23 protein-coding genes, 1 tRNA gene and 2 pseudogenes are annotated in these 22,342 nt (G+C 65.0%); 17 read left to right on the top strand and 9 right to left on the bottom strand.

From position 1 onward, the window contains the following. Positions 1–314 precede the first annotated feature (314 nt). Positions 315–725, top strand: coding sequence for a hypothetical protein (locus ACZY0B_RS11045; RefSeq protein ID WP_463764194.1), 411 nt, complete (start codon positions 315–317; stop codon positions 723–725). Positions 726–757: 32 nt separating this feature from the next. On the opposite strand, the pseudogene ACZY0B_RS11040 reads toward ACZY0B_RS11045, so the two are convergent. Beyond that, positions 758–832, bottom strand: a pseudogene (locus tag ACZY0B_RS11040) (zinc-dependent metalloprotease); the annotation flags it as partial. Positions 833–1,697: 865 nt separating this feature from the next. Between ACZY0B_RS11040 and ACZY0B_RS11035 the strand changes: the two are divergent. Continuing rightward, positions 1,698–2,198, top strand: coding sequence for a DUF6941 family protein (locus ACZY0B_RS11035; RefSeq protein WP_463764136.1), 501 nt, complete (start codon positions 1,698–1,700; stop codon positions 2,196–2,198). Here ACZY0B_RS11035 and ACZY0B_RS11030 read toward each other — a convergent pair. The 3 genes from ACZY0B_RS11030 to ACZY0B_RS11020 form a co-directional block, all read right to left on the bottom strand. Beyond that, on the bottom strand, positions 2,182–2,325 hold the full coding sequence (locus ACZY0B_RS11030) for a hypothetical protein (protein WP_463764193.1): 144 nt from the start codon (positions 2,323–2,325) through the stop codon (positions 2,182–2,184). The genes ACZY0B_RS11035 and ACZY0B_RS11030 overlap by 17 nt on opposite strands. Positions 2,326–2,378: 53 nt before the next feature. After that, positions 2,379–3,083, bottom strand: coding sequence for a C39 family peptidase (locus tag ACZY0B_RS11025; protein ID WP_463764135.1), 705 nt, complete (start codon positions 3,081–3,083; stop codon positions 2,379–2,381). A gap of 177 nt (positions 3,084–3,260) precedes the next feature. Beyond that, a complete protein-coding gene (locus ACZY0B_RS11020; RefSeq protein WP_463764134.1) occupies positions 3,261–4,646 on the bottom strand; it encodes a zinc-dependent metalloprotease in 1,386 nt (461 codons plus the stop codon). Between the two features lie 78 nt (positions 4,647–4,724). Here ACZY0B_RS11020 and ACZY0B_RS11015 point away from each other — a divergent pair, with 78 nt between their 5' ends. Next, entirely contained in the window at positions 4,725–5,747 is a 1,023-nt protein-coding gene (locus tag ACZY0B_RS11015) for a YlbL family protein (protein ID WP_463764133.1), read from the top strand. A 70-nt stretch (positions 5,748–5,817) separates the two neighbouring features. After that, positions 5,818–8,799 (top strand): UPF0182 family protein, encoded by a 2,982-nt coding sequence (locus ACZY0B_RS11010; RefSeq protein ID WP_463764132.1) that lies wholly within the window; start codon positions 5,818–5,820, stop codon positions 8,797–8,799. Between the two features lie 10 nt (positions 8,800–8,809). On the opposite strand, the gene ACZY0B_RS11005 is transcribed toward ACZY0B_RS11010, so the two are convergent. Then, entirely contained in the window at positions 8,810–9,781 is a 972-nt protein-coding gene (locus tag ACZY0B_RS11005) for a GlxA family transcriptional regulator (protein ID WP_463764131.1), read from the bottom strand. A gap of 105 nt (positions 9,782–9,886) precedes the next feature. Here ACZY0B_RS11005 and ACZY0B_RS11000 point away from each other — a divergent pair, with 105 nt between their 5' ends. From ACZY0B_RS11000 to ACZY0B_RS10985, 4 genes are all read left to right on the top strand, one after another. Beyond that, entirely contained in the window at positions 9,887–10,537 is a 651-nt protein-coding gene (locus tag ACZY0B_RS11000) for an HD domain-containing protein (protein WP_463764130.1), read from the top strand. Between the two features lie 17 nt (positions 10,538–10,554). Further along, positions 10,555–11,250: a nitroreductase family protein gene (locus tag ACZY0B_RS10995; protein WP_463764129.1), complete on the top strand. Its 696-nt coding sequence runs from the start codon at positions 10,555–10,557 to the stop codon at positions 11,248–11,250. 47 nt (positions 11,251–11,297) lie between these two features. Then, positions 11,298–11,834, top strand: coding sequence for a cupin domain-containing protein (locus tag ACZY0B_RS10990; RefSeq protein ID WP_463764128.1), 537 nt, complete (start codon positions 11,298–11,300; stop codon positions 11,832–11,834). 83 nt (positions 11,835–11,917) lie between these two features. Beyond that, positions 11,918–11,991 (top strand) — tRNA-Met (locus ACZY0B_RS10985). A gap of 52 nt (positions 11,992–12,043) precedes the next feature. Here ACZY0B_RS10985 and ACZY0B_RS10980 read toward each other — a convergent pair. Beyond that, the gene (locus ACZY0B_RS10980; protein WP_463764127.1) at positions 12,044–12,532 is read right to left on the bottom strand and encodes a glutathione peroxidase; all 489 of its coding nucleotides are present in this window, start codon (positions 12,530–12,532) and stop codon (positions 12,044–12,046) included. A gap of 136 nt (positions 12,533–12,668) precedes the next feature. On the opposite strand from ACZY0B_RS10980, the pseudogene ACZY0B_RS10975 reads away from it, so the two are divergent. The 8 genes and pseudogenes from ACZY0B_RS10975 to ACZY0B_RS10940 form a co-directional block, all read left to right on the top strand. Beyond that, positions 12,669–14,702 (top strand): annotated as a pseudogene (locus tag ACZY0B_RS10975) (ABC transporter ATP-binding protein); the annotation flags it as partial. Between the two features lie 24 nt (positions 14,703–14,726). After that, entirely contained in the window at positions 14,727–15,563 is an 837-nt protein-coding gene (locus ACZY0B_RS10970) for an energy-coupling factor transporter transmembrane component T family protein (RefSeq protein ID WP_463764189.1), read from the top strand. Positions 15,564–15,630: 67 nt separating this feature from the next. Further along, positions 15,631–16,674 carry an alpha/beta fold hydrolase gene (locus ACZY0B_RS10965; RefSeq protein ID WP_463764126.1) on the top strand — a complete coding sequence of 348 codons (1,044 nt, stop codon included), beginning with the start codon at positions 15,631–15,633 and terminating at the stop codon, positions 16,672–16,674. 80 nt (positions 16,675–16,754) lie between these two features. Next, positions 16,755–17,411, top strand: coding sequence for a class I SAM-dependent methyltransferase (locus tag ACZY0B_RS10960; protein WP_463764125.1), 657 nt, complete (start codon positions 16,755–16,757; stop codon positions 17,409–17,411). 222 nt (positions 17,412–17,633) lie between these two features. After that, positions 17,634–19,013 (top strand): OFA family MFS transporter, encoded by a 1,380-nt coding sequence (locus ACZY0B_RS10955; protein WP_463764124.1) that lies wholly within the window; start codon positions 17,634–17,636, stop codon positions 19,011–19,013. After that, a complete protein-coding gene (locus ACZY0B_RS10950; RefSeq protein WP_463764122.1) occupies positions 19,010–19,147 on the top strand; it encodes an MFS transporter small subunit in 138 nt (45 codons plus the stop codon). The genes ACZY0B_RS10955 and ACZY0B_RS10950 overlap by 4 nt, the downstream gene beginning before the upstream one ends. A gap of 38 nt (positions 19,148–19,185) precedes the next feature. Next, a complete protein-coding gene (locus ACZY0B_RS10945) occupies positions 19,186–19,614 on the top strand; it encodes a pyridoxamine 5'-phosphate oxidase family protein (RefSeq protein ID WP_463764121.1) in 429 nt (142 codons plus the stop codon). A gap of 132 nt (positions 19,615–19,746) precedes the next feature. Further along, positions 19,747–19,971 carry a deoxyribodipyrimidine photolyase gene (locus ACZY0B_RS10940; protein WP_463764120.1) on the top strand — a complete coding sequence of 75 codons (225 nt, stop codon included), beginning with the start codon at positions 19,747–19,749 and terminating at the stop codon, positions 19,969–19,971. Positions 19,972–20,007: 36 nt separating this feature from the next. Here ACZY0B_RS10940 and ACZY0B_RS10935 read toward each other — a convergent pair whose 3' ends face one another. Beyond that, entirely contained in the window at positions 20,008–20,694 is a 687-nt protein-coding gene (locus tag ACZY0B_RS10935) for a PAS and ANTAR domain-containing protein (protein WP_463764119.1), read from the bottom strand. 235 nt (positions 20,695–20,929) lie between these two features. Continuing rightward, a complete protein-coding gene (locus ACZY0B_RS10930; protein WP_463764188.1) occupies positions 20,930–21,379 on the bottom strand; it encodes an Hsp20/alpha crystallin family protein in 450 nt (149 codons plus the stop codon). Between the two features lie 142 nt (positions 21,380–21,521). Between ACZY0B_RS10930 and ACZY0B_RS10925 the strand changes: the two genes are divergently transcribed. Continuing rightward, the gene (locus tag ACZY0B_RS10925) at positions 21,522–21,878 is read left to right on the top strand and encodes a MerR family transcriptional regulator (protein ID WP_463764118.1); all 357 of its coding nucleotides are present in this window, start codon (positions 21,522–21,524) and stop codon (positions 21,876–21,878) included. A gap of 127 nt (positions 21,879–22,005) precedes the next feature. Here the strand turns inward: ACZY0B_RS10925 and ACZY0B_RS10920 are convergent, their stop codons facing one another. After that, positions 22,006–22,323 (bottom strand): hypothetical protein, encoded by a 318-nt coding sequence (locus ACZY0B_RS10920; RefSeq protein WP_463764187.1) that lies wholly within the window; start codon positions 22,321–22,323, stop codon positions 22,006–22,008. Positions 22,324–22,342 lie beyond the last annotated feature (19 nt).

Genomic DNA, 22,342 nt, shown 5'->3' with positions numbered 1-22,342 from the left:
CTCAAATACCGAGTGACGGCACCCTATTGCCAGGCTCTTCGGGGAGCGCTCATGTAACGGCTTGAAAGTGCCCGTCCCCAGATCAAAGTGATCCCACTTAAGAATTTCCCAGGCAGCTCGTCACGCCGGGGATGGCCAGCGGCCCAACCAGCCCGGTGCCAACTCTAAATCCCCAGTGCCATAGGCACTTTCGCGGGTCCGGCATGTTCAAACCCATCAAACCCATCGACCCACTTTCGCGGCCGCCATGACCTCACAGCGGATCGATAACGAGCGCCCAGGCTGCGGCTAACAATGAGCGACAAACATGATGTATGACAACGACGATCGACCACCAACGCCATGAAATCTACCCAGCCGAGGCTGGGCGTCGACAAATCCGCCTGATGCAAGTGATTTTCGCCGGGGCCGCGACGATCGCGACGCTCGCGCTATTCAGCGCTGCGCAGCCGGGTCACGCCGAAAGCGCTGTCGCATCGGGGTCGTCGGTGCGCCTGGTAGACCAGGCCACTGACCTACCGGCGCCGGCCACTGCTCCCTTGGACCCCCAGTTCCCCCAGGCCGCACCGGACATGGTCGGTAACGGCGGCCTGGCCACCGACGACAACACCAGCACCTCCAACGGTGGCGGCGACGACTACACCCCCGGCAACTACAGCGGCGGTTGGGTCAACAACGATTTTCCTACGGTTGACTCCCCACCTCCCCCGCCGGATTCGCCGTAGTTCTTGAAAGCCTGGCCGATAGTCCCGTGTCTGGCCGGATCGTCGAGATCCTCCGAATCGGGCAGTAGGTCAGGGTGCTGCCACATCGCATCGCGGGCATCGACACCGGCCTGGGTCACGCCGTCCTCGGCGATTGTACCGGGTATCGGAACGCCGTCGAGGATCATGAGCCCGGACGTTGCCGTCAACCTTGAACTGGCCGTGACCTTTTAGTGTTATTCAGCCGGTGCCGGCGGCGGTGGACACGGGTGTGTGTAACGCCATGCCATGATCGTTCCAAACTGCGCGTGCGTATTTACCGGTCCGAACGTGTATCCACAGGGCCAGTTGCGCGTTTCGCCGGGATCGTCCGGATCCGGATCAGCGTGCGCGATTCCAGCACCGAACGCCAGGGCCACTAGCGCCGATCCCGCAGCGATGATTGGTCGTCTGCGCATTTCCCTCACCTCGATCTGTCGTCCGTGGCCAGCATCGCGTTCCTGGCCTAGTGCATCGGGCCGATGCGATCGACCTCTCCGGACGCATACCCACGCTGCCCGTCGATTTTGCATCGATGCCGTGAACAGCGCGCAAATTATCTTGTGCGCGCTAGCGTTTCGTTGTTCGAGCTGGCCGCGACGGCGGCAGCTTGCTGGGCCGGGGTGAGGATGTCACCGCGTTGGGATTCCCGGTTGCGGTTGCAATCTCACGGATCGGACGGCTGCTTCATGTTGTCCGCCGGATGCGGTCGAAGCGTGCCGGGCGTCACTTCACCAAGAGTGGTCCCACTCAAGCGCAGCCCAGACATGTAGTGAAGCCCGGTGGCGTTATAGCTCCCGCCGGGACCGATGCTGACCGACTCCCCGAAGCCGACGGTAACGCGCGGTAACACATCGGGCGGAGTTCTGAGTTCGGCGCGCCACGTCGCGAGGCCTGCTACCGTGTGGCCACCCCGGCCATCAGGTCCCTCTTCCTTGGAGTAGGCGAGCGGTTATGGAGTTGGCAGCCCTGCTTTGCAATCACGTGGAGGTTCAGAACAACCGGCTCTTCCTCATGGGAGGCGGGATTGATCAATCCGTGATTCCGGCGGGCCAGCCCGGCCCTTGGTCGGTGTCACTGGCACTGGGACTGAGCATTGAAGTCCCGTGGATCGAGGCGAACCACGACCACACGATTCACATCGCTTTGCTGGACGCTGATGGCAACGCGGTTGAGGTGCAAACGAATCCGACCGATCGCAGGGCGTTCGGCGTCGACCTCCGGTTCAACGTTGGCCGTCCGCCCCACCTCGAAGCCGGCGCGAGCCAGAATGTTGCGTTAGCCCTTAACGTGCCGATTCTCCCGTTTGAGAAGCTCGGGTCCTACACATTCGCCGTCAGCATCAATGGCACCGAAATGCGGCGCCTGCCATACCGGCTGGTCGGTCAGCAAGGCATGACAATCGCGCCCAGCGGCCCAGACGGCCAAAGTAGGCGTGTCATTCCATCGGTGTAAGTCCGGCGTGGTCGCGGTGGACGGACAGCACCGCCCGGCGGGGATCCCAGCCCACTTGTACGGCGCCGTCGGGGCGCAGCAGCACCGGCATCGCCGGGTCCAGCGCATACACAACGGCCCGCGACATGAGTCCAGACCCTGCCACGGCCGGGGCCTACGCTCCGATCAGTTATCGACAGGTCAGCTGGCCGGCGCTGTAACGATGATCGTTTGCTGCCCGGCTTTCCAAGCGGTCATGAATCTCGTGATGCTGACCTTCGTATCGCCGTAGTCGGCGTAGGGGTCGTTGAGGTGAACGGTCTCATTGTCGGTGTCGATCCCGGTGACAACGAGCAAGTGATCGGCCGTCTTGCGCTGGTCGCTGCTGTCCAAGATGGTTCCGCCATTGACCCAGGCGATGACCTTGCGGTTGGCGCCGAGATCCTGCTCTAGCGCAGAGAGCGTCACCTCATCGGGGTATTTGTCCCAGGTCATGCGCGATTTGATGCCGTAGTGGTCGAGCAGCACGACCGTGTCGGCCGCATCGATGCCACCTTTCTCGGTTTCGTGGCCCGGGTCGCCGGTGGGCAGGTAAATCGGACCGTCGCGGATCACCGACGGAGTTTTCTGTGCCAGTTTGATGATCTGCTGCTCCGTAGCAGGGGTGCCGGTGACCTCACCCACCACATCGGCCACGGAAGCCAGCCCACAGGTGTCCTCCGTCGACTGCTGCACCCAATACTTGGCGGCCGCGACCGGGTCGCCGTACACACCGCCGGCGGCCGTCCTCGCGGTCGCCGGCGGATTGCCGTACGTGCCGCTGGTCGCGGTGATCGGTGAGGGCGTCGCCGCACGCATCGATGGAGGCGCCAGCCCGCACGCCGATACCAGCGAAACGTTGGCCATGGCGATACCAGCGCAAACCAAGGCAGTGCGCACCGCGGTTGCAATCCGGCAGTTGAACATGTTGCCGCCAAGGCCAGTCGGACAATCGGTTGGTCGACAAGGTAGCACTCTCAGCAAACGGCCGGCATCTTATTGGACGTAATTCCAATAAAGCGGATCACCGCCGGCGTTGCCCGTTCAGTTGTCGGCAGAACCGCCGCCTGCGCCCGGGTCCTCTTGTTCGAGGCGGGCGATCGCTTCGTCGATACCGGAGGTGTCGCCGCCGATGACCCGGTCGATGAAACCAGCCGGCTCGTCGAGATCCTCGGCACCCGGCAGCAAATCGGGGTGTTGCCAGATGCCGTCGCGCACGTCGACACCGGCGGCTTCGGTCAGGCGCTCCCAAAGCGCGGCGGCTTCCCGCAGCTTGCGCGGCCGTAATTCCAGGCCGACCAGGGTGGCGAACGTCTGCTCGGCCGGGCCTCCGCTGGCCCGGCGCCGGCGCAGCGTCTCGCTCAGCGCGGCCGCACCCGGAATCCGATCGCCCAGGGACGCGGTCACCACGACCTGCACCCAGCCCTCGATCAGCGCGAGCAGCGTCTCCAGGCGCTCCAGCGTCTGGGTCTGCGCCGGCGTTGCCTTGGGCTCGAAGACACCTTGGCCGAGCAGGTTTTCGATCGCGGCCGGGTCGGACAGCGACGCGGGGTTGAAGTCGCGCGCCAGCTCCTCGATCCCGCTCATGTCGATCTTCATGCCCATGGCGTAGGCCTCGACGGCGCCCAGCAGCTGGCTGGCCAACCAGGGAACATGGCTGAACAGCCGGTGGTGGGCCGCTTCGCGGGCGCCCAGAAATGTCATGATTTCGCTGCGGGGCTGCTCGAGCCCGGCGGCAAACGCCTCGACGGCCTCCGGCATGATCGCCGCCAGGCCCTTGGGCCCCAGCGGCAGACCGATATCGGTCGACGTCAGCACCTCGCGGGACAACCGGCCCAGGGCCTGGCCCAACTGCGACCCGAACGCCATGCCGCCCATCTGCGACATCATCGCCATCAGCGGGCCGGCCATGCCCTTGGCTTCCTCGGGCAGCGAAGACGCCCAGACCGTCGAGATCTGTTGGGCCATCGGGTCGCACAGCCGCTTCCAGGTCTCCAGGGTGTTGTCCACCCAGTCGTTGGGGCCCCAGCCGACCGCCTTGGTGGTACCGGCGGGCAGCGCGGTGACGCCGTCGAGCCAGGTCTCGGCGAGGTGTACCGCGTCGGCGATCGCCGAGCTCGTCGTGGCGGGGATCGGAGCGACAAATCCAATCGAGCTGGACGCGACTTGACGCGCCAGTTCGTAGTTGACGGGTCCCGACGGGGCGCCCCCGGCCGGCGTCGTGCCTGCGTTGCTGAACATCTGACCGAGCTGCGTGAAGATTTGGCCCAGGTCACCCATGTTGAAATCCCCGCCCATGCCGAACGCGCCGAGCGGGTCTGACGCGCCCGAGCCGGACTCGGGATCGTTCTTCCCGTGCTTGTCGCGCTCGGGGTCTTCTCCGTGGGAGAAGCCGAAAGGCAGGTCAGCCATAACCTCAACGGTACCCACCGTAGGAACAGGAGGGTCCATCCGGCGTCACGCTTGCAGCTGAACGAACAACGGTTGGGTCCGGTTAGGGTAAGCGGCGTGAACAGGCGGATTCTCACCTTGATGGTCGCGCTGGTGCCGATCCTGGTCTTCGGTGTGTTGCTCGCGGTGGTGACGGTGCCGTTCGTCTCGCTGGGCCCCGGGCCGACTTTCGACACGCTTGGTGAGGTCGACGGCAAGCAGGTGGTCGCGATCGAAGGCACCCAAACCCATCCGACCACCGGTCATCTCAACATGACGACGGTGTCGCAGCGTGACGATCTGACGCTTGGTGAGGCCCTCACGCTGTGGTTCTCCGGGCAGGAACAGCTGGTACCGCGCGACCTGATCTACCCGCCCGGCAAGTCCCGCGATGACGTCGACAAGGCCAACAACGCCGACTTCAAAGATTCCGAGGACAGCGCCGCCTACGCCGCTCTGGGCTATCTGAAATTCGCGCCCGCGGTCACGATCGCGACCGTCACCGACCCCGGCCCGTCGGCGGGCAAGCTGAAGGCCGGTGACGCCATCGACGCGGTCAACGGGACCCCGGTGGTCAATGTCGAGCAGTTCACCGGACTGCTGAAGAACACCAAGCCCAGCCAGATGGTGACCATCGACTACCGCCGCAAGAACGAACCGGCCGGCGTCGCGCAAATCACGCTGGGCACAAACAAGGACCGCGACTACGGCTTCCTGGGTGTCGCGGTGCTCGATGCACCCTGGGCGCCGTTCTCGGTGGACTTCAACCTCGCCAATGTGGGCGGGCCGTCGGCCGGCCTGATGTTCAGCCTGGCCGTTGTCGACAAGCTGACCACCGGCGATCTGGCCGGCTCGACGTTCATCGCGGGGACCGGAACGATCTCGTCCGACGGCAAGGTCGGCCAGATCGGTGGCATCACGCACAAGATGGTCGCCGCTCAGGAAGCCGGCGCCACGGTGTTCCTGGTGCCCGCGAAGAATTGCTACGAAGCGAACTCGGACAATCCGCATGGTTTGCGCCTGGTCAAGGTCGAGACCCTCGGTCAAGCGGTGGACGCGCTACATGCGATCCAACAAGGAGGTCAGGCACCGAGTTGCTAGCCCGCGATTCCGCGTGCTGCGGTGCGTACAGTTGTGACGTCCAGGTCACATTGATCAGGGAGCGTAGCTAGTGGGGATGCGACCCACCGCAAGGATGCCGAAACTTACCCGGCGCAGCCGGATTCTGATCTTGATCGCGCTGGGTGTGATCGCGTTGTTGCTCGCCGGCCCACGGCTCATCGACGCCTACGTCGACTGGTTGTGGTTCGGGGAGCTCGGCTACCGCTCGGTGTTCACCACCGTGCTGACGACACGCATCGTGGTGTTCCTGATCGCCGGCCTGTTGGTGGGCGGCATCGTGTTCGCCGGGCTCGCGATGGCCTACCGCACCCGCCCGGTCTTCGTCCCGAGCAACGACAACGATCCGGTCGCGCGGTACCGCACCGTGGTCATGTCTCGGCTGCGGCTGGTGGCCATCGGTGTTCCGGCGGCGATCGGTCTGCTGGCCGGCGTCATCGCGCAGAGCTACTGGGTGCGCATCCAGCTGTTCTTGCACGGCCAAGACTTTGGGATCAGGGATCCGCAGTTCGGTAAGGACCTGGGCTTCTATGCGTTCGAGCTGCCGTTCTACCGGCTGGTGCTCAGCTACCTGTTTGTGTCGGTGTTCCTGGCGTTCGTGGCCAACCTGTTGGCGCAGTACATCTTTGGTGGCATTCGGCTGTCCGGCCGCACCGGGGCCCTGAGTCGCTCGGCGCGGATTCAGCTGGTCAGCCTGATCGGCACGCTGGTACTGCTGAAGGCTCTCGCGTATTGGCTGGACCGCTATGAGCTGCTGTCGCACACACGCGGCGGCAAGCCGTTCACCGGCGCCGGATATACCGACATCAATGCGGTGTTGCCGGCGAAGCTGATCCTGATGGCGATCGCGGTGATTTGCGCCGCCGCGGTATTTTCCGCGGTCGTGCTGCGCGACTTGCGGATTCCGGCCATCGGTCTGGTTCTGTTGTTGCTGTCGTCGTTGATCGTGGGCGCCGGGTGGCCGTTGGTCGTCGAGCAGATCAGCGTGAGACCCAATGCCGCGCAAAAGGAAAGCGAATACATCGGCCGAAGTATCACTGCCACGCGGCAAGCGTATGGGCTGACGGCCGACCAGGTGACCTATCGCAATTACAGCGGCGACGGCCAGGCCACCGCCCAGCAGGTCGCGGCCGACCGCGCGACGACCTCGAACATCCGGTTGCTCGACCCGACGATCATCAGCCCCGCGTTCACCCAGTTCCAGCAGGGCAAGAACTTCTACTACTTCCCCGACCAGCTGTCCATCGACCGTTACCTGGACCGCAACGGCTCGTTGCGTGATTACGTGGTCGCGGCCCGAGAACTCAACCCGGACAGGCTGATCGACAACCAGCGCGACTGGATCAACCGGCACACGGTCTACACCCATGGCAACGGCTTTATCGCGTCTCCGGCCAACACCGTGCGTGGCATCGCCAACGATCCCACCCAGAACGGCGGGTACCCGGAGTTTCTCGCCAACGTCGTCGGCGCCAACGGCGGCGTGGTCTCCGACGGGCCGGCACCGCTGGACCAGCCGCGTATCTACTACGGACCTGTCATCTCCAACACCTCGGCCGACTACGCGATCGTCGGACGCAACGGCGCCGACCGCGAATACGACTACGAGACCAACACCGAAACCAAGAACTACACCTACACCGGGCTCGGGGGAGTCCCGATCGGTGATTGGCTGTCCCGCAGCGTGTTCGCCGCCAAGTTCGCCGAGCGAAACTTCCTGTTTTCCAACGTGATCGGCTCCAACAGCAAGATCCTGTTCAACCGGGATCCGGCGGCGCGGGTGGAGGCGGTTGCACCGTGGCTGACGACCGACAGCTCGGTGTACCCGGCGATCGTCAACAAGCGCCTGGTGTGGATCATCGACGGCTACACCACGTTGGACAACTACCCGTACTCCGAGCTCACTTCGCTGGAGTCCGCGACCGCCGACTCCACCGAGGTGGCGTTCAACCGGCTGGGTCCCGACAAGCAGGTGTCCTACATCCGTAACTCGGTGAAGGCCACGGTGGACGCCTACGACGGGACCGTCACGCTCTACCAGCAGGACGAGCAGGATCCGGTGCTGAAGGCCTGGATGCAGGTGTTCCCGGGGACGGTGAAGCCAAAGAGTGACATCAGCCCCGAGCTTGCCGAGCACTTGCGTTATCCCGAGGACCTGTTCAAGGTGCAGCGGATGCTGCTGGCGAAGTATCACGTCAACGACCCCGTGACGTTCTTCTCCACCTCGGATTTCTGGGATGTGCCGCTGGACCCGAATCCGACCGCCAGCAGCTATCAACCGCCGTATTACATCGTCGCGAAAAATATTGCTAAGCAAGATAATTCGTCCTCGTACCAGTTGACGAGCGCGATGAACAGGTTCAAGCGCGATTATCTGGCCGCCTATATCAGCGCCAGCTCCGATCCCGCGACGTACGGCAAGATCACCGTGCTGACCATCCCGGGTCAGGTCAACGGGCCGAAGCTGGCCAATAACGCGATCACCACCGACCCGGCGGTATCGCAAGACCTCGGTGTGATCGGGCGAGACAACCAGAACCGAATACGTTGGGGCAACTTGCTGACGCTGCCGGTTGCTCAGGGTGGGCTGCTATATGTCGAACCCGTGTACGCCTCTCCGGGCGCCAGCGACGCCGCCTCGTCGTACCCGCGGTTGATCCGGGTGGCGATGATGTACAACGACAAGATCGGCTACGGTCCCACCGTCGGTGACGCGCTCACGGGCTTGTTCGGGCCGGGTGCGGGTGCGGCCGCGACGGGGATCGTACCCACCGACGGCGGTGCGCCCCAGGCCCCGCCCGCCGGCCCACCGGCCCCGGCCGCGGCACCGGGCTCTGGGCCGCCACCCGCGGCGGTGCCCCCGGCTCCGGACGGTACGACGACATTGTCTCCGGCCAAAGCCGCTGCGCTCCAAGACATTCAGACGGCAATCGGTGCCGCGCGCGACGCGCAGAAGAAGGGTGATTTCGCCGCCTACGGCGCTGCGCTGCAGCGGCTCGACGACGCCATCACCAAGTACAACAACACGAAGTAGACCGCCGTCTTCACGCACAGGCCGTGCGGAACCTATCCCGGTAGGCTTTCGGGCTGATGCCCAGGTGGTTGACGAATACCCGCCGCAGTGTCTCGATGCTGCCGAAACCCGCGAGATGCGCTGCCTCGGTGACGCTTCGGCCGGCTTCGAGCCCGGCACGCGCGAAATCGATGCGCACCAACTCGACATAGCGCGCCGGTGTCATTCCCAGCTCGGACTGAAACAGCCGGGTCAGCTGACGGGTACTCAACGATGCCGTGGCCGCGAGCTTCTTCACGCTGTGGTCGTGAGCGGGATCGGCCGCGATCGCATCGGTGACCGCGCGCAGCGGCGACCCGGCCGGTGGATCGGCCTCGACCAACACCGAGAACTGTGACTGGCCGCCCGCGCGTTTGAGATACACGACCAGCCACCGCGCCACGTCACGGACCAGCTCGGTCCCGTAATCCAATTCGACCAACGCCAGCGCGAGGTCGATCCCCGACGAAATTCCGGCCGAGGTGAAGACATCGCCGTCGCGGACGAAGATCGCGTCCGGCTCCACGGCGATGTCCGGGAAGGCCCGGGCCAATAGGCGCGTGTCGTGCCAGTGTGTGGTGGCGCGCCGGCCGCGGAGCAGGCCGGCCTGGGCAAGGATGAACGACCCGGTGCAAATGGACGCGAGGCGCCGGGTCCGGGCCGACACCGATCTGATCGCCTCGACAAGCGCGGGGTCGATCGCTTGGCTGGGCAGATTGTCGCTGCCGGCGACCAGCACGGTGTCGGCGGCATCGATTGCCGAAATGCGGTCGGTGACACCCAATCGGGTCCCGATCGAGCTGGTCACGTCGCCCCCGTCCACCGATGCGATTTTGAGTCGGTAGTCGGCGCCGAACCGGTTGGCCTCGACGAAGACTTCACCCGCCCCCGCGACATCCAACAGCGTCACCCCGTCGAAGACGACGATTACCACCACCCGCGAACGCACTCCGGCTTCGGCCACGACGCCATTGTGTCGCTTTCTGTGGAGAAGACGGCTGGAACGACATGGGCCGGTTCGCCCGTGCCCCCGCAAACTGACAACCACGACCAACGAGGAGACGAGATCATGGATATTCAGTTGATGGACACCATTGCCGACATCGCGATACCCGACACCCCCCTGGTACGCGAGATCACCGCGTACATCCGCGACGCCGAAGACGACTTGCTCTTCGATCACTCCCGCCGCGTGTTCCTGTTCGGAGCGCTGCAGGGACGCCGCCGCGGAGTGGACGCAAATCTGGAGCTGCTCTACGCGGGGGCGATGTTCCACGATCTGGGCCTCACCGAGCGCTATCGCACCTCGACGCTGCGTTTCGAGGTAGACAGCGCCAACGCGGCGCGGAAGTTCCTGTTGGAGCATGACGTCGATGAAGCCGACGCCGACAAGGTGTGGCTGAGCATCGCTCTGCACACCACTCCCGGCATCCCCGAGTTCCTGGCACCCGAGGTCGCCCTCGTCACCGCCGGTGTGGAAACCGACGTGCTCGGCATCGACCGCGACGAGCTTTCCCCCGAGGCTCTGGCCGCGATCACCGCTGCGCATCCCCGCCCGAATTTCAAGCAGCGCATCCTGACGGCGTTCAACGACGGGATGAAGCACCGCCCGCACAGCACCTTCGGCACCGTCAACGACGACGTGCTCGCCCACTTCGACCCCGCATTCACCCGCGAGAACTTCGTCGACATCATCTTGAACAACACCTGGCCCGAGTAACTGAAAGGAATGGAGAAATGGACATCCACGAAGCGCTGTACACCACCAGGATGATGCGGCGATTGCAGCCGGATCCGATTCCGCTGGACACGCAGGCCCGCATCCTCGATGCGGCGGTCCGCGCCCCGAACGGGGGAAACACCCAACGCTGGCACTTCGTGGCCGTCGATGATCCGGAACTCATACGCCAATTCGCCCACCTGTTCCGGAAGGCCCGCGCTCTTGAATACGAGAAGTTCAAGACGGGGACGGGACCGATGGTCGCGACGGCGCCCGGCGCGGACCCGGCAGCTCATGCCGAAACGATGCGCCGAATGAAGGGGTCGGGGAATTACCTCGCCGACCATTTCGAGGAAATTCCCCTGTTGCTCTTCGTCTTCGCCATCGACGACCTCGGCGGCGCCAACATCTACCCGGCGATCTGGAGTGCATTGCTCGCCGCCCGGGCTGAGGGCGTCGGCGGCGTCATGACGATGGTGCTCCGCAATTTCGAAGACGAGGTGAACGACTTACTGGGCGTGCCGGTCGAGGAGGGCTGGAAAATGTCGGCCATGCTGACACTGGGTTACCCGCTTGGCAAGTGGGGCGTCGCAGCCAATCGCCATCCCGTGCACGAGGTTTCATCGCGAAACGGCTGGGGCAAGCCATTCGGAATCGAAGTGCCGCAGCCACTCTGGCCGCCACAGAGCGACCTGCCGGCGGCGGTGGGATGACGGCCGAAGCATTGCAGCGCAAGGGATTTCCGAGGAAGGTAGGTCAAATGACCAGTCCGAATGAAATCGGGGTCACCGTCGTGCAGCCGGGGGAGGGCGACGTCGTAACTCTCCCGGGCTTCGGGGCGGTGTTCAAACTGTCCGGCAAGACCAACAACGGCGAGGTGTCCATCGTCGAGCATCCGTTTGAGGTCGGCTTGCTCACCGCGGCGCACCGGCACACTCGCGAGGACGAGCATTCGATCGTGCTGGCGGGTGAGATCGGCTTCCGCTCCGATGACAGCGAAGTGGTTCTCGGTCCCGGCGGCTACATCACCAAGCCGCGCGGGCAGATGCACGCGATGTGGAATGCGGGCAGCGTGCCGGGGCGCATCGTCGAGATCATCACCCCGGGTGGGTTCGAGAACTATTTCCGCGAGCTCGGTGAGCTGCTGGTCGAGCACGCGGACGACCCGGTGGGCATGGCCCTGCACGAATTGCCCGAGTTCGGCGAGCTGGCCGACAAGTACGGGCTGACTTACGGGTCGCCGGCCTGGATGGACGACATCGCGCAGCGCTACGGGTTGAACCCGCCCTCCCACTAGGGAGCATTGACCAGCGCCGCGACCCCCGCTGAGCCCGCGATTTGGTCGGCTCGACACCGGTTCGGTAACCTGGCATTTACCAACGCGGGGTGGAGCAGCTCGGTAGCTCGCTGGGCTCATAACCCAGAGGTCGCAGGTTCGAATCCTGTCCCCGCTACTAGCGAGTGGCCCTCGGAGATTTCTCCGGGGGCCACTTTCGTCCCGCCCGCCTATCGAGGCAGCACGGCCTCGATGGCGCTGATCACCTCGGGGGCGTCGGGCTCGGTGCGGGGCCGGAATCGGTTGACCACCTCACCGCCGGGTCCGATCAGGAACTTCTCGAAGTTCCACTGGATGTCGCCTGACCCGCCATCGGCATCGGGGGCCTTCGTCAGCTCGTCGTACAGCGGGTGGCGGTCATCGCCATTGACGTCTGTCTTCGCCAGCAGCGGGAACGTCACCCCGTAAGTCGTCGAGCAGAACTCCTGGATGTCATCGGCCGTGCCCGGTTCCTGGCCCATGAACTGGTTGCACGGGACGCCGACGACCGTCAGGCCACGGTCGCCGTAGTCCTTGGCGAGTTTCTCGAGTGCCGTGTATTGCGGAGTCAGCCCGCACTTGGAGGCGACGTTCACGACCAGCGTTGCGCCGTCGGACAATTCGGCCAGCGTGGTCGGCTTGCCGTCGAGGGTGGTCAGGGCGATCTCTTTGAGGGTCATGCCGACGACGCTAACGCAACGTGGCCAGGCGGAGGTGAGCGCCGTCACGGTCGTCTCAGTGAGTTCTCAGCGGCGACTCGGACACTGGATGGATGACCGTTGTACATGAGTTGCCCTCGGCGTCAGGTCGGGTCCTATGACGGCCCTTGACGTGCGGCCGATCCGTTCCACCGTGCGTCAGATGGCGCCCGCGCAAATGGGCCAGGCCGCGGTGATCGCGGCCCTGGTGGCAGCCGCGGCGATCCTGGGGTCGGTCATTCCGTTTGCGGGGGCGTTGTCGGTGCTGGGCAGCGTGCCGATGGGGTTGCTGGCCTACCGCTACCGTCTCTCCGTGCTCGTTATCAGCACTGTGGCCGGGTGCACCATCGCGTTCTTGATCGCGGGCACCGGCGGCGTCGCGGCGGTGGCCGGCTGCGGATACGTGGGCGGATTGACCGGGATCGTCAAGCGGCGGGGCCTGGGTGCGCCGACGGTGGCCGCCGTCGGGTTGGGTGCCGGCGCGTTGCTGGGCGTGGGAACCGTTGCGGCACTGGCGGTGCTGGCTCCGCTAAGGAAGTTGGCGTTCGACTCATTGACGGCCAACGTCGACGGCACGGTCGCCGTGATGTCCTGGATTCCCCAGCTGGGCGCCCCGGCGCTGCTGCTCAAATCCGTTTACACCACGGCGATGAGCTATTGGCCGGTGCTGATCGCTGCTTCGTCGGTCGTCGGGATCGGCATCGCCACGCTGATCAGCTGGTGGGCGTTGACGCGGGTGTTGAGCCGGTTGGCCGGTATCCCGGATGTGCACAAGCTGAACGCACCCGAGTGTGAGGGGCCGGTGGGACCCGTGCCGGCACGGCTCGACGATGTGACGTTCCGTTATCCCCGCGCCGACCGCAACGCCCTCGGGCCGGTGTCGCTGACAGTGCAGCCGGGGGAGCACCTCGCGATTACCGGGTCCAACGGATCGGGCAAGACGACGCTGATGCTGGTGCTGGCCGGGCGCGAGCCCACGGCGGGAACGATCGAGCGCGCCGGAGCGGTGGGGCTGGGGTGCGTCGGCGGCACCGCGGTCATCATGCAGCATCCCGAAAGCCAGGTGCTGGGAACACGCGTCGCCGATGACGTCGTGTGGGGATTGCCGCCCGGAACCGCCACCGACATCACTGGGTTGCTGAGCGAGGTGGGACTTGGCGGGATGGCCGAGCGCGACACCAACGGACTGTCAGGAGGGGAGCTGCAGCGGCTGGCGGTCGCTGCGGCGTTGGCGCGCCAGCCGTCATTGTTGATCGCCGACGAGGTCACCAGCATGGTGGATCAGCGCGGGCGGGAGTCGCTGATGGCGGTGCTGTCCGGGCTGACTCGGCATCGGGACATGTCGCTGGCTCACATCACGCATTACCGCCGGGAGGCCGAAGCGGCCGATCGGGTGCTGCGGCTCGACGGCAATGGGGCCGCGGCCGCGGATAATGCCGGGATGGTCCTCGCGGCAGCCACCCCCTCGCCGGGGCTCGCTGCGACCGGTTCAGGCCGCGCGAGAGTTTTTGAACTGGACGGGATTTGGCACGAATACGGCTACGGCGGGCCGTGGGCCAAGACGGCGCTGCGCGACATCAGTCTCACCGTCGAGGAGGGCGACGGCATCCTGATTCACGGCGACAATGGATCGGGTAAGTCCACGCTGGCGTGGATCATGGCCGGCCTGATCGAACCGACGGCCGGACGCTGCCTGATCGACGGGCGACCGGCCTCCGAGCAGGTCGGTGCGGTGGCGTTGTCGTTTCAGGCGGCGCGGCTGCAACTGATGCGTGAACGTGTCGGGCTCGAGATCGCTTCTGCGGCATTGTTCGACGTGCATGACCGCGCGCGTATCGAGTCGGCGCTGATGATGGTCGGCCTGGATCCCGGGTTGGCCGACCGGCGCATCGACCAGCTCAGTGGCGGACAAATGCGCCGAGTTGTGTTGGCCGGCTTGCTGGCCCGCTCGCCGCGAGCGTTGATCCTCGATGAGCCACTGGCCGGATTGGACGCGGCCAGCGCCGAGGGGCTGGTGCGGCTGTTGGCGGAGCTGCGTCGAAAGACAGGTCTGACGGTCGTCGTGATATCCCACGACTTCTCGGGCCTGGAGGAGGTCTGCCCGCGCACGCTGCACCTCACGAACGGCACCGTCTCAGGGGCGGCGTCGAGCGGCGTTCTTGACGCGCGGCCGCCGGTGGATCAGTCGCGGCGACGTGCGCCCCGCTCGCCGGTGTTGTTGACGCCGGTGCCCGGTGATAGCGCGGTGCATCGGATGTGGGCGGGCACGAAAATGGTTGTGGTCGCCGCGATAGCGATCCTGCTGGCCATCTGTCCGGGATGGGCCGCCATCGCGGTGGCCGCCGGTGTGGTGGCAGGTGCGATGCGGTGGGCGCGCATCCCGCGTGGTGCGGCCCCGACGATTCCGCGCTGGGCGTGGGTGACGCTGCTGTTGACCATCGCTTCCGCGGCAATGTCCGGGGGTAGCCCGGTTCTTACGGTGGCCTCCGTCGGGGTGCCGCTCGGTGGCCTGTTGCAATATCTGCAGTTCTTGGCGATGACGGTGATCGTGCTGGGCCTGGGCGCGCTGGTCTCATGGACCACCAACGTCGCCGAGATCGCGCCCGCACTGGCCCGCCTGGGTAGGCCGCTGCGACGCCTGCGGATTCCGGTTGAGGCATGGTCGGTAGCGGTCGCACTGGGTCTGCGGGCGTTTCCGATGCTGGTCGAGGAGTTCCGGGTGCTCTATGCGGCCCGGCGGCTACGGCCGCGACCGGTGGTGTCGGGGAGGCGGGCACGCGCACGGTGGTGGTTCAACGAGTGCGTGGATCTGATGGCTGCGGTGATCACCGTGGCGTTACGACGCGGTGATGAGATGGGTGATGCGATCACCGCGCGAGGCGGGTACGGGCAGCTCTCTGCTGCTCGATCGCGCCCCGGCCGGGTCGACTATTGGGTCATGACGGCGGTGTTGGCGCTATGTGGCGTGACCGCCGTGGTGGAGTTCGTCTATCTGGGTGCCGGCTTAGCCTGACGTCGCAGCGCAGAGGGACAACGCAGCTTCCTTTCTGTGGCCAGAACGCCGTCGTACGCTCGTTGCGATGCTGGCGAAGTCCGAGATCCGGTTCCTGCGCGTTGGCGGCCGCCGCGTGGCGTACGACGTACGCGGCGACGGTCCGCCGCTCGTCGCTCCGGCGTGGTGGGTGAGCCATCTCGAACTCGACTGGGAAAGCGACGGTTTCCGGCGATTCTGGGAAAGTGTCGCCGAGGGATACACGCTGATCCGCTACGACCGGCTCGGCGTCGGCATGTCGGACCGTGCCTTGCGCGATTCGGACCTGACCTTGGACGCCGAAGTGGCGATGCTGCGCGCGCTCCTCGACGAGCTCGGGCTCGAGCGCGTGTCGCTGTTGGGCGGCTCCTGCGGGAGCTGCACCGCAATCGCTTTTGCCGCAACGTATCCCGAGCGGGTCGAGCGGTTGGTGTTGTACGGGTCGTACGCCGATGGCTCGGTGATCACCGAACCGGGAGTGGGCGACGCGATCATCGCGGCGGTCCGCGCGCATTGGGGGCTCGGCTCCCGTTTGCTCAGCAACATGTTCCTCGGCGCCGCCGAATCCGCGGAGCACGAACGCTTCGCGCGGCTGCAGCGAGAGGCGGCGACCGCCGAGGCCGCCGCCGCGTTGTTGGGCCTGGTCTATCGCCTCGACGTCCGCACGTACCTTCCCAAGGTCTGCTCTGCGACGCTGGTCGTGCATCGTCGCGACGACCGGGCCGTGCCGTACCGGCTCGGGCGTGAGGTCGCGGCCGCGATCCCCGGTGCTGCGTTGATCTCGCTGCCCGGGAGCGCGCATTTCCCCTGGCACGGCGACGCGGATTCGGTCGCGCGCGCATGTCGCGAGTCGCTGGGCCCGTCGACGCCGTCGCCGCAGCACGCGAGCGCGCCGGAGCCGGTCCTGCTCACCGCCCGAGAGCGCGAGATCCTCGCCTGCCTGGCGCGTGGTCTGCACGATCGCGAGATCGCCGAGCACCTCGTGCTGAGCCCGCATACCGTGCACCGCCACGTCGCGAACATCCGCCGCAAGCTGGGGCGCACTTCGCGGACCGCCGCCGTTGCCGAGGCCGCGCGCCTCGGACTGCTCTGACGTAGCCGAAACGGGCCATCGGTGAAAGATGGCCGCCCTGGGCGATGCGTACGCCCGGAGGCCTCTTCTACGTTTGCGCCATGACCGAGACCGCCACCGAACTACAAATGCGCCCGCGCTCCGCGGCGTGGCTGCGGATTATGGCCCTGGTGTACGACCCGTTTGTATGGCTCGGGGAGCTCGCGGGCATGCGCCGTCGGAGGCGGGTGCTGGTGAGCGGCGCCCGCGGGCGTGTCGTCGAGATCGGTGCGGGGACCGGCCTGAACATCGCGCACTATCCCGAGGGCATCGAGGATCTCGTGCTGATGGAGCCCGAGCCGGCCATGCGCCGCAAGCTTGCGCGTCGGCTACAGCGGCTTGCCCGCCCGGCTCGGATCATCGACGCGCCCGCCGAGTGCCTACCGCTGCCCGATGAGTCCGTGGACACCGTCGTCTCGACGCTGGTCCTTTGCACCGTCGAGGATCCCGAACGTGCGCTGCACGAGATCGCGCGGGTGCTGCGCCCCGGTGGGCAGTTGCTGTTCGTCGAACATGTACGCGCGAGTTCGCGGTTACTCGCGGCCTGGCAGGACTACCTGTTCCGCCCGTGGCGCGGCTTCGCCGGCGGGTGCTGCTGCAACCGGCCGACCGGGGAGTTGATGCGCGCCTGCGGATTTGCTGTCGTGGCCGATGATGTCGTGTGGCGCGGTATGCCACGCATCGTCCATCCACTGATAGTGGGGCGCGCGACTCGGTAGTCGCCCTTGACTACAAGCGTTTTCATCACAGTTCCTCGACTTCACCGTATGACCTGGGTCGCTAGCATCGGGTGAACTTGCCGAGAATCGTCGGCTGTTACCCCACAAAGCAAAGTGAAGTCGATGCCGGATGTTTCTGTCTTGCTTACCAATTGGTCGCTGACGTGAAACTCCTGGGCGTTCTCATGCCAGAGGGGACCGCTGGGTGGAAAGAGGACAGTGATGTCTGCTGCAGTTCTGTCGCGCGATCGAATCGTTGCTGGCCCCGGATGGAGTAGATGGCTCGTTCCCCCCGCTGCGCTCTCGATACACCTGGCAATCGGCAGCGTTTACTCCTGGAGCGTCTTCAAACTGCCACTGCATGAAACGCTTGGGGCGTCAGGGCTTTTGAGTGCTATGCCATTCACGCTTGGCATTGTCATGCTGGGCGCGTCGGCGGCCGTCTTCGGCACGACGGTCGAGAGGCGAGGGCCTCGGTGGGCGATGTTCGTTGCGACATCGTGCTTCTGCGGTGGGTTGCTCGTCGCCGCCGCAGCGGCCGAGATGGGTCAGATGTGGCTGATCATCGTCGGCTACGGTGTCATCGGCGGTATCGGCCTTGGAATCGGTTACATCTCACCGGTTTCCACGTTGATGAAATGGTTTCCCGACCGGCCGGGCATGGCGACCGGCTTCGCCATCATGGGGTTTGGCGGCGGTGCGCTGATCGCCTCTCCCTGGTCGTCGCAGTTGATGAAATGGTTCGGCACCGACCGGCCCGGGCTTGCCGCGACGTTCCTGGTCATGGGGGTGGCGTATGCCGTCTTCATGTCGCTGGGAGTACTCCTGGTTCGCGTGCCACCGCATGAATGGGAACCACCCATCGTCAGAGTGGCCGCGTCGAAGTTGCCGCATGCCGCCGGCCCCGATCGCAGCGCGAATGAGGCGATCAGGATGCCCCAGTTCTGGCTGTTGTGGATAGTGCTGTGCTTCAACGTCACTGCGGGAATTGGTATCCTGGAGCGGGCGGCACCCATCTACCGGGATTACTTTCCACGCGCGGCGTCGCCCGCGGCGTTGACCGCGGCCGCGGCGGGATTCGTCGCGATACTGTCGTTGGCAAATTCGTTGGGACGCATACTCTGGTCGTCGGCGTCGGACGGGGTCGGCCGCAAGAACATGTACCGGCTCTACCTCGGTCTCGGAGCGGCGCTCTACGTCGTTTTGATCATCGCGCAAAACTCGAGCAAGCCCCTGTTCCTGGTGGTGTGCATCTTGCTGCTGTCCTTCTACGGCGCTGGGTTCGCGACGGCGCCCGCCTACCTGCGCGATCTGTTCGGCTACCTCGAAGTCGGGGCGATCCACGGCAGACTGCTGACGGCGTGGTCGACCGCGGGTGTGCTCGGGCCGGTGATTGTCAACGCGATTGCCGACAACCGTGTTGCTGCCCATGTGGTGGGGCCCGAGCGGTACCGGTGGTCGTTCATGATCATGGTGATCCTGTTGCTGATCGGCGTGCTGTGCAATGAGCTGATTCGTACTCCACGGCCACCCAGCTTCGTTGTGGCAGGGCTCGATACGCGAAAGCCGGCCGGCGTGATTTCCGGTGAGGGCGGACGATGACCGGCCGATCGATCGCGGCGACATCGCCCCACGGCAAGCTGCTGGGCGTCGGCGCCTGGTTATGGGTGGCTGTCCCCTTCGCCTATGGGCTTTACGAGCTGGTCGTGAAGATCCCCGCGTTGTTCACGAATTAGCGGGAATAGGCCGCAGTCCCCGGCGCGTTCACGTCGCCATGACTGCTTTCACCGTGCCCCAACGTCAGGAGTTTCTCGCAGCACTGCACGTCGGTGTGTTGTCCGTGGCTGCCGAAGACGGCCGCCCGCCGGCCAGTGTCCCGATTTGGTATGACTACGTTCCTGGTGGGAACGTCCGGGTCAACACCGGCGCGTCTTCTCGCAAGGCCAAACTCATCGAGCGGGCCGGCGTCGTGACGCTGGTGGTCCAGCGCGAAGAGCCGCCGTATCAATATGTGGTCGTCGAGGGCACCGTCGTCGAGACCACCAACCCGACCCCGATAGAGGTGCGGGAGGAGATCGCGACCCGCTACCTTGGTGAAGAAGGTGGACGCGCCTTCGTCCGCAGCATGGAAAATCAGGACAGTGTGTTGTTCGCCGTGCGCCCGGACCGCTGGATCACCGCCGATTTCTCCGGCGAACTCTGAGCCTTCGTTTGTGGGCTCAGGCAAACGGATCACAGCGGTAAAAGGCGCTATTCCACGGGCAATGGGAATCGCGGTTTGAGGCGCCATCGTGAGGGTATTCCGTAACGACTTCTCACGAGGAAAGGACCTCACATGTTGCACTCGGTAATTCTGGCTAGTTCGGATCCGCTTGCGGCAGGCTTCATTCTGCGTGGGATCAAGGGGATTTTCGTCTTCATCGGCAGTGTGATCGCGGCAATCGTCTGTGGCCTCATTGCCGCCACCAAGGGCCGCAACCCGCTGGGCTGGGGAATTCTCGGGCTGTTCTTCTCGATCCTCACCTTGATCGTCGTTATCGTCATTCCGAGTAAGAAGTAACGCGTTCAAGGCCCCTTTTCCAAGACGACTGCGGTCTTACGATTCCCGTGCGAAAGTCGGGTAGACGCGCTCGTGTGCGGTGAGCAGTAAGTGGTCAAAGTCCGATTGCGATGTCCCGTTGCGGCCCGCGCTGCGAAAGTCATCGCAGATTTGTTCTGCCAGCAGCCGCAGCTTGATATTGGCTTCCTGGGACAGCCATTTGAGTAAGTCAAAGGCCGCGCTGTCACCGATGCCGTAGACGAACATCAGCATCCCTTTGGCCTGCTCGATACAGGCGCGCTGCTCGGTGATCTCGGCGAGCTTCGCGGTGACGAGATCTTCGCGCGTCTGGTCGGGGGCAGGGGAGACGTCCACGTAGAACCCGTGCGTTCCGATCACTGCGCCCTGGTCGTCGTGGAATTGGTCACCGACGACCACGACCTGGCGCACCTGTCCGCCGGTATCAATGATTCGGTGGCGTGTGCTGAACGCCTGGTGGGTATTCAGGATCTGATCGATGGTGGCCGCGACCTGTCCACGGTCGTCCGGGTGTTTGTGTGACAGCACCAGTTCGGTGGTCGGGGTAACGGTGCCGGGCGCATATCCGTGCATGCGTTGCACCTGTTCCGACCACTCCCAGCGCTGGTCGGAAAAGTAGAACCGGAACCAGCCGGCCCGCTGCGGCGCGCCGCCGGCAAGGGCTTGTTCGACGTCGGCCGATTGGCCATTGAGGTCCCAACTCATGTCGACTTCGTCTCCTCGGGTTCAGTTCACTGGCAGGACCGACGAACGTGCGAGCACAGCATCGAATGGCTTCGGAAGGGTGCGGGAACTCGCGAAATGCGTCAGTCCTAGGGGCGCTGACTGTTCAACGCCGAGGACGGCTTCAAATCATGTCACAACAGACGGCGCCGGTTTGTGATTGGCGGCGGGCGGCGGCCGTGAGCGGTTGTGGCCGCCGCCTCCTGCCACCGTTCAATCAGGCGTCTATCACCTCCCGCGTTTCTACGTTGTCGTGGACGGCCTTGAGCCCGTCGCCGCGGCCGATCGTTATTTTGCGCGGCTTGGCTTTCTCGGCGACCGGGATGCGAAGGCGCAGAACCCCTTCGGTATAGGAGGCCTCGATTCTGTCGGTGTCGAGGTTCTCGCCCAGCACGAGTTGTCGACTGAACACCCCGCGCGGTCGTTCGGTGGCCAACATCTCCCGGTTGGGGTCGACGGCCGGACGTTCGGCCCGCACGGTCACCACGTTGCGTTCGATGTCGATGTCCAGCGAGTCGGCGTTGATGCCGGGAAGGTCGAACTCGACGACGAATTCTTCGCCCTCGCGCCATGCGTCCATCGGCATTACGGCCGGTCGGGCGGCCGTGCCCAGTACTTGCTGCGCGAAACGGTCCAGCTCACGGAAGGGGTCGGTACGCATCAGCATTGCAGTCATCTCTGTCTCCAATCTGTTGCTGTCGGCTAGCATTAACCTATGTCAAACGACATAGGTTTTATATAACACCGTCGACGGATCCGTGCAAGTGTGATAAATAATTTTTCTGTGCGAGCAATCGAGGAGGTGCTCCATGACTGAGCCTCCACACGGCAACGGTGCGCCGGCGTCCGACCATGGCGTGTACGGCATCTCGGTCGCCGCCGAACTTTCCGGGGTACCCGTGCAGTCGCTGCGCCTCTACGAGCGCTACGGCCTGCTCGCCCCCGCGCGAAGTGATGGCGGGACCCGGCGCTATAGCGCCGATGATTTGGCCCGGCTGCGGCGCATCAGCGAGTTGGTGGACGCGGGGGTCAACTTGGCCGGTATCGCCCGGGTCCTCAGCCTCGAAGACGACAACGCGGAATTGTCCGCGTCAAACACCGATCTGCGCTCGACGAACCGCACGTTGCGCAACGCCGCAAAATCCAGGCGCAAGGATGCCACCTAGGGTCAGGCGACCACGTGGAATTGCTGCGCCGTCGGATCCTGGGGGGCCAGTGCATCCAGCAAGAGGGCTTGCGACTGCCCCGTGATCAACCGGGTACCCCACGCTGATGGCTCGTACCCGCCACGGGTCACCGTTCGATGTCGAAGAATGAGTCGCCGTCCTCTGGGGTCCCGTCGATCTGGCCGTGTTCCCGCCCGTAATTTGTCGGGTCGATGCGGTCGAGTTCGTTGTCGCTGACCACGTCGATCCCGCCACCTGCGTCTGAGTCGTCTGCCTCGCCAGACGGTCGGTCGTCGCGGGGATTGTCCGAAGTCTCCGCCGCGAGTTTCTCGTCGAGGGACTCATGATCCTCGGCATCGATCCAGCGGTTGGGTGGGTCCACCACTTCGTCGCCGTCGTCGTTGCGAACCTCGTCGGAGTCGAGGCTTTCGGACTGGTCCAGCATCTGGTCGTCGTTGCTATCC

The sequence above is a fragment of the Mycobacterium sp. IDUB_19 genome, from assembly GCF_055419445.1.
Note: the sequence above shows the minus strand (reverse complement) of the source record. Positions and strands in the feature narration are given on the sequence as shown.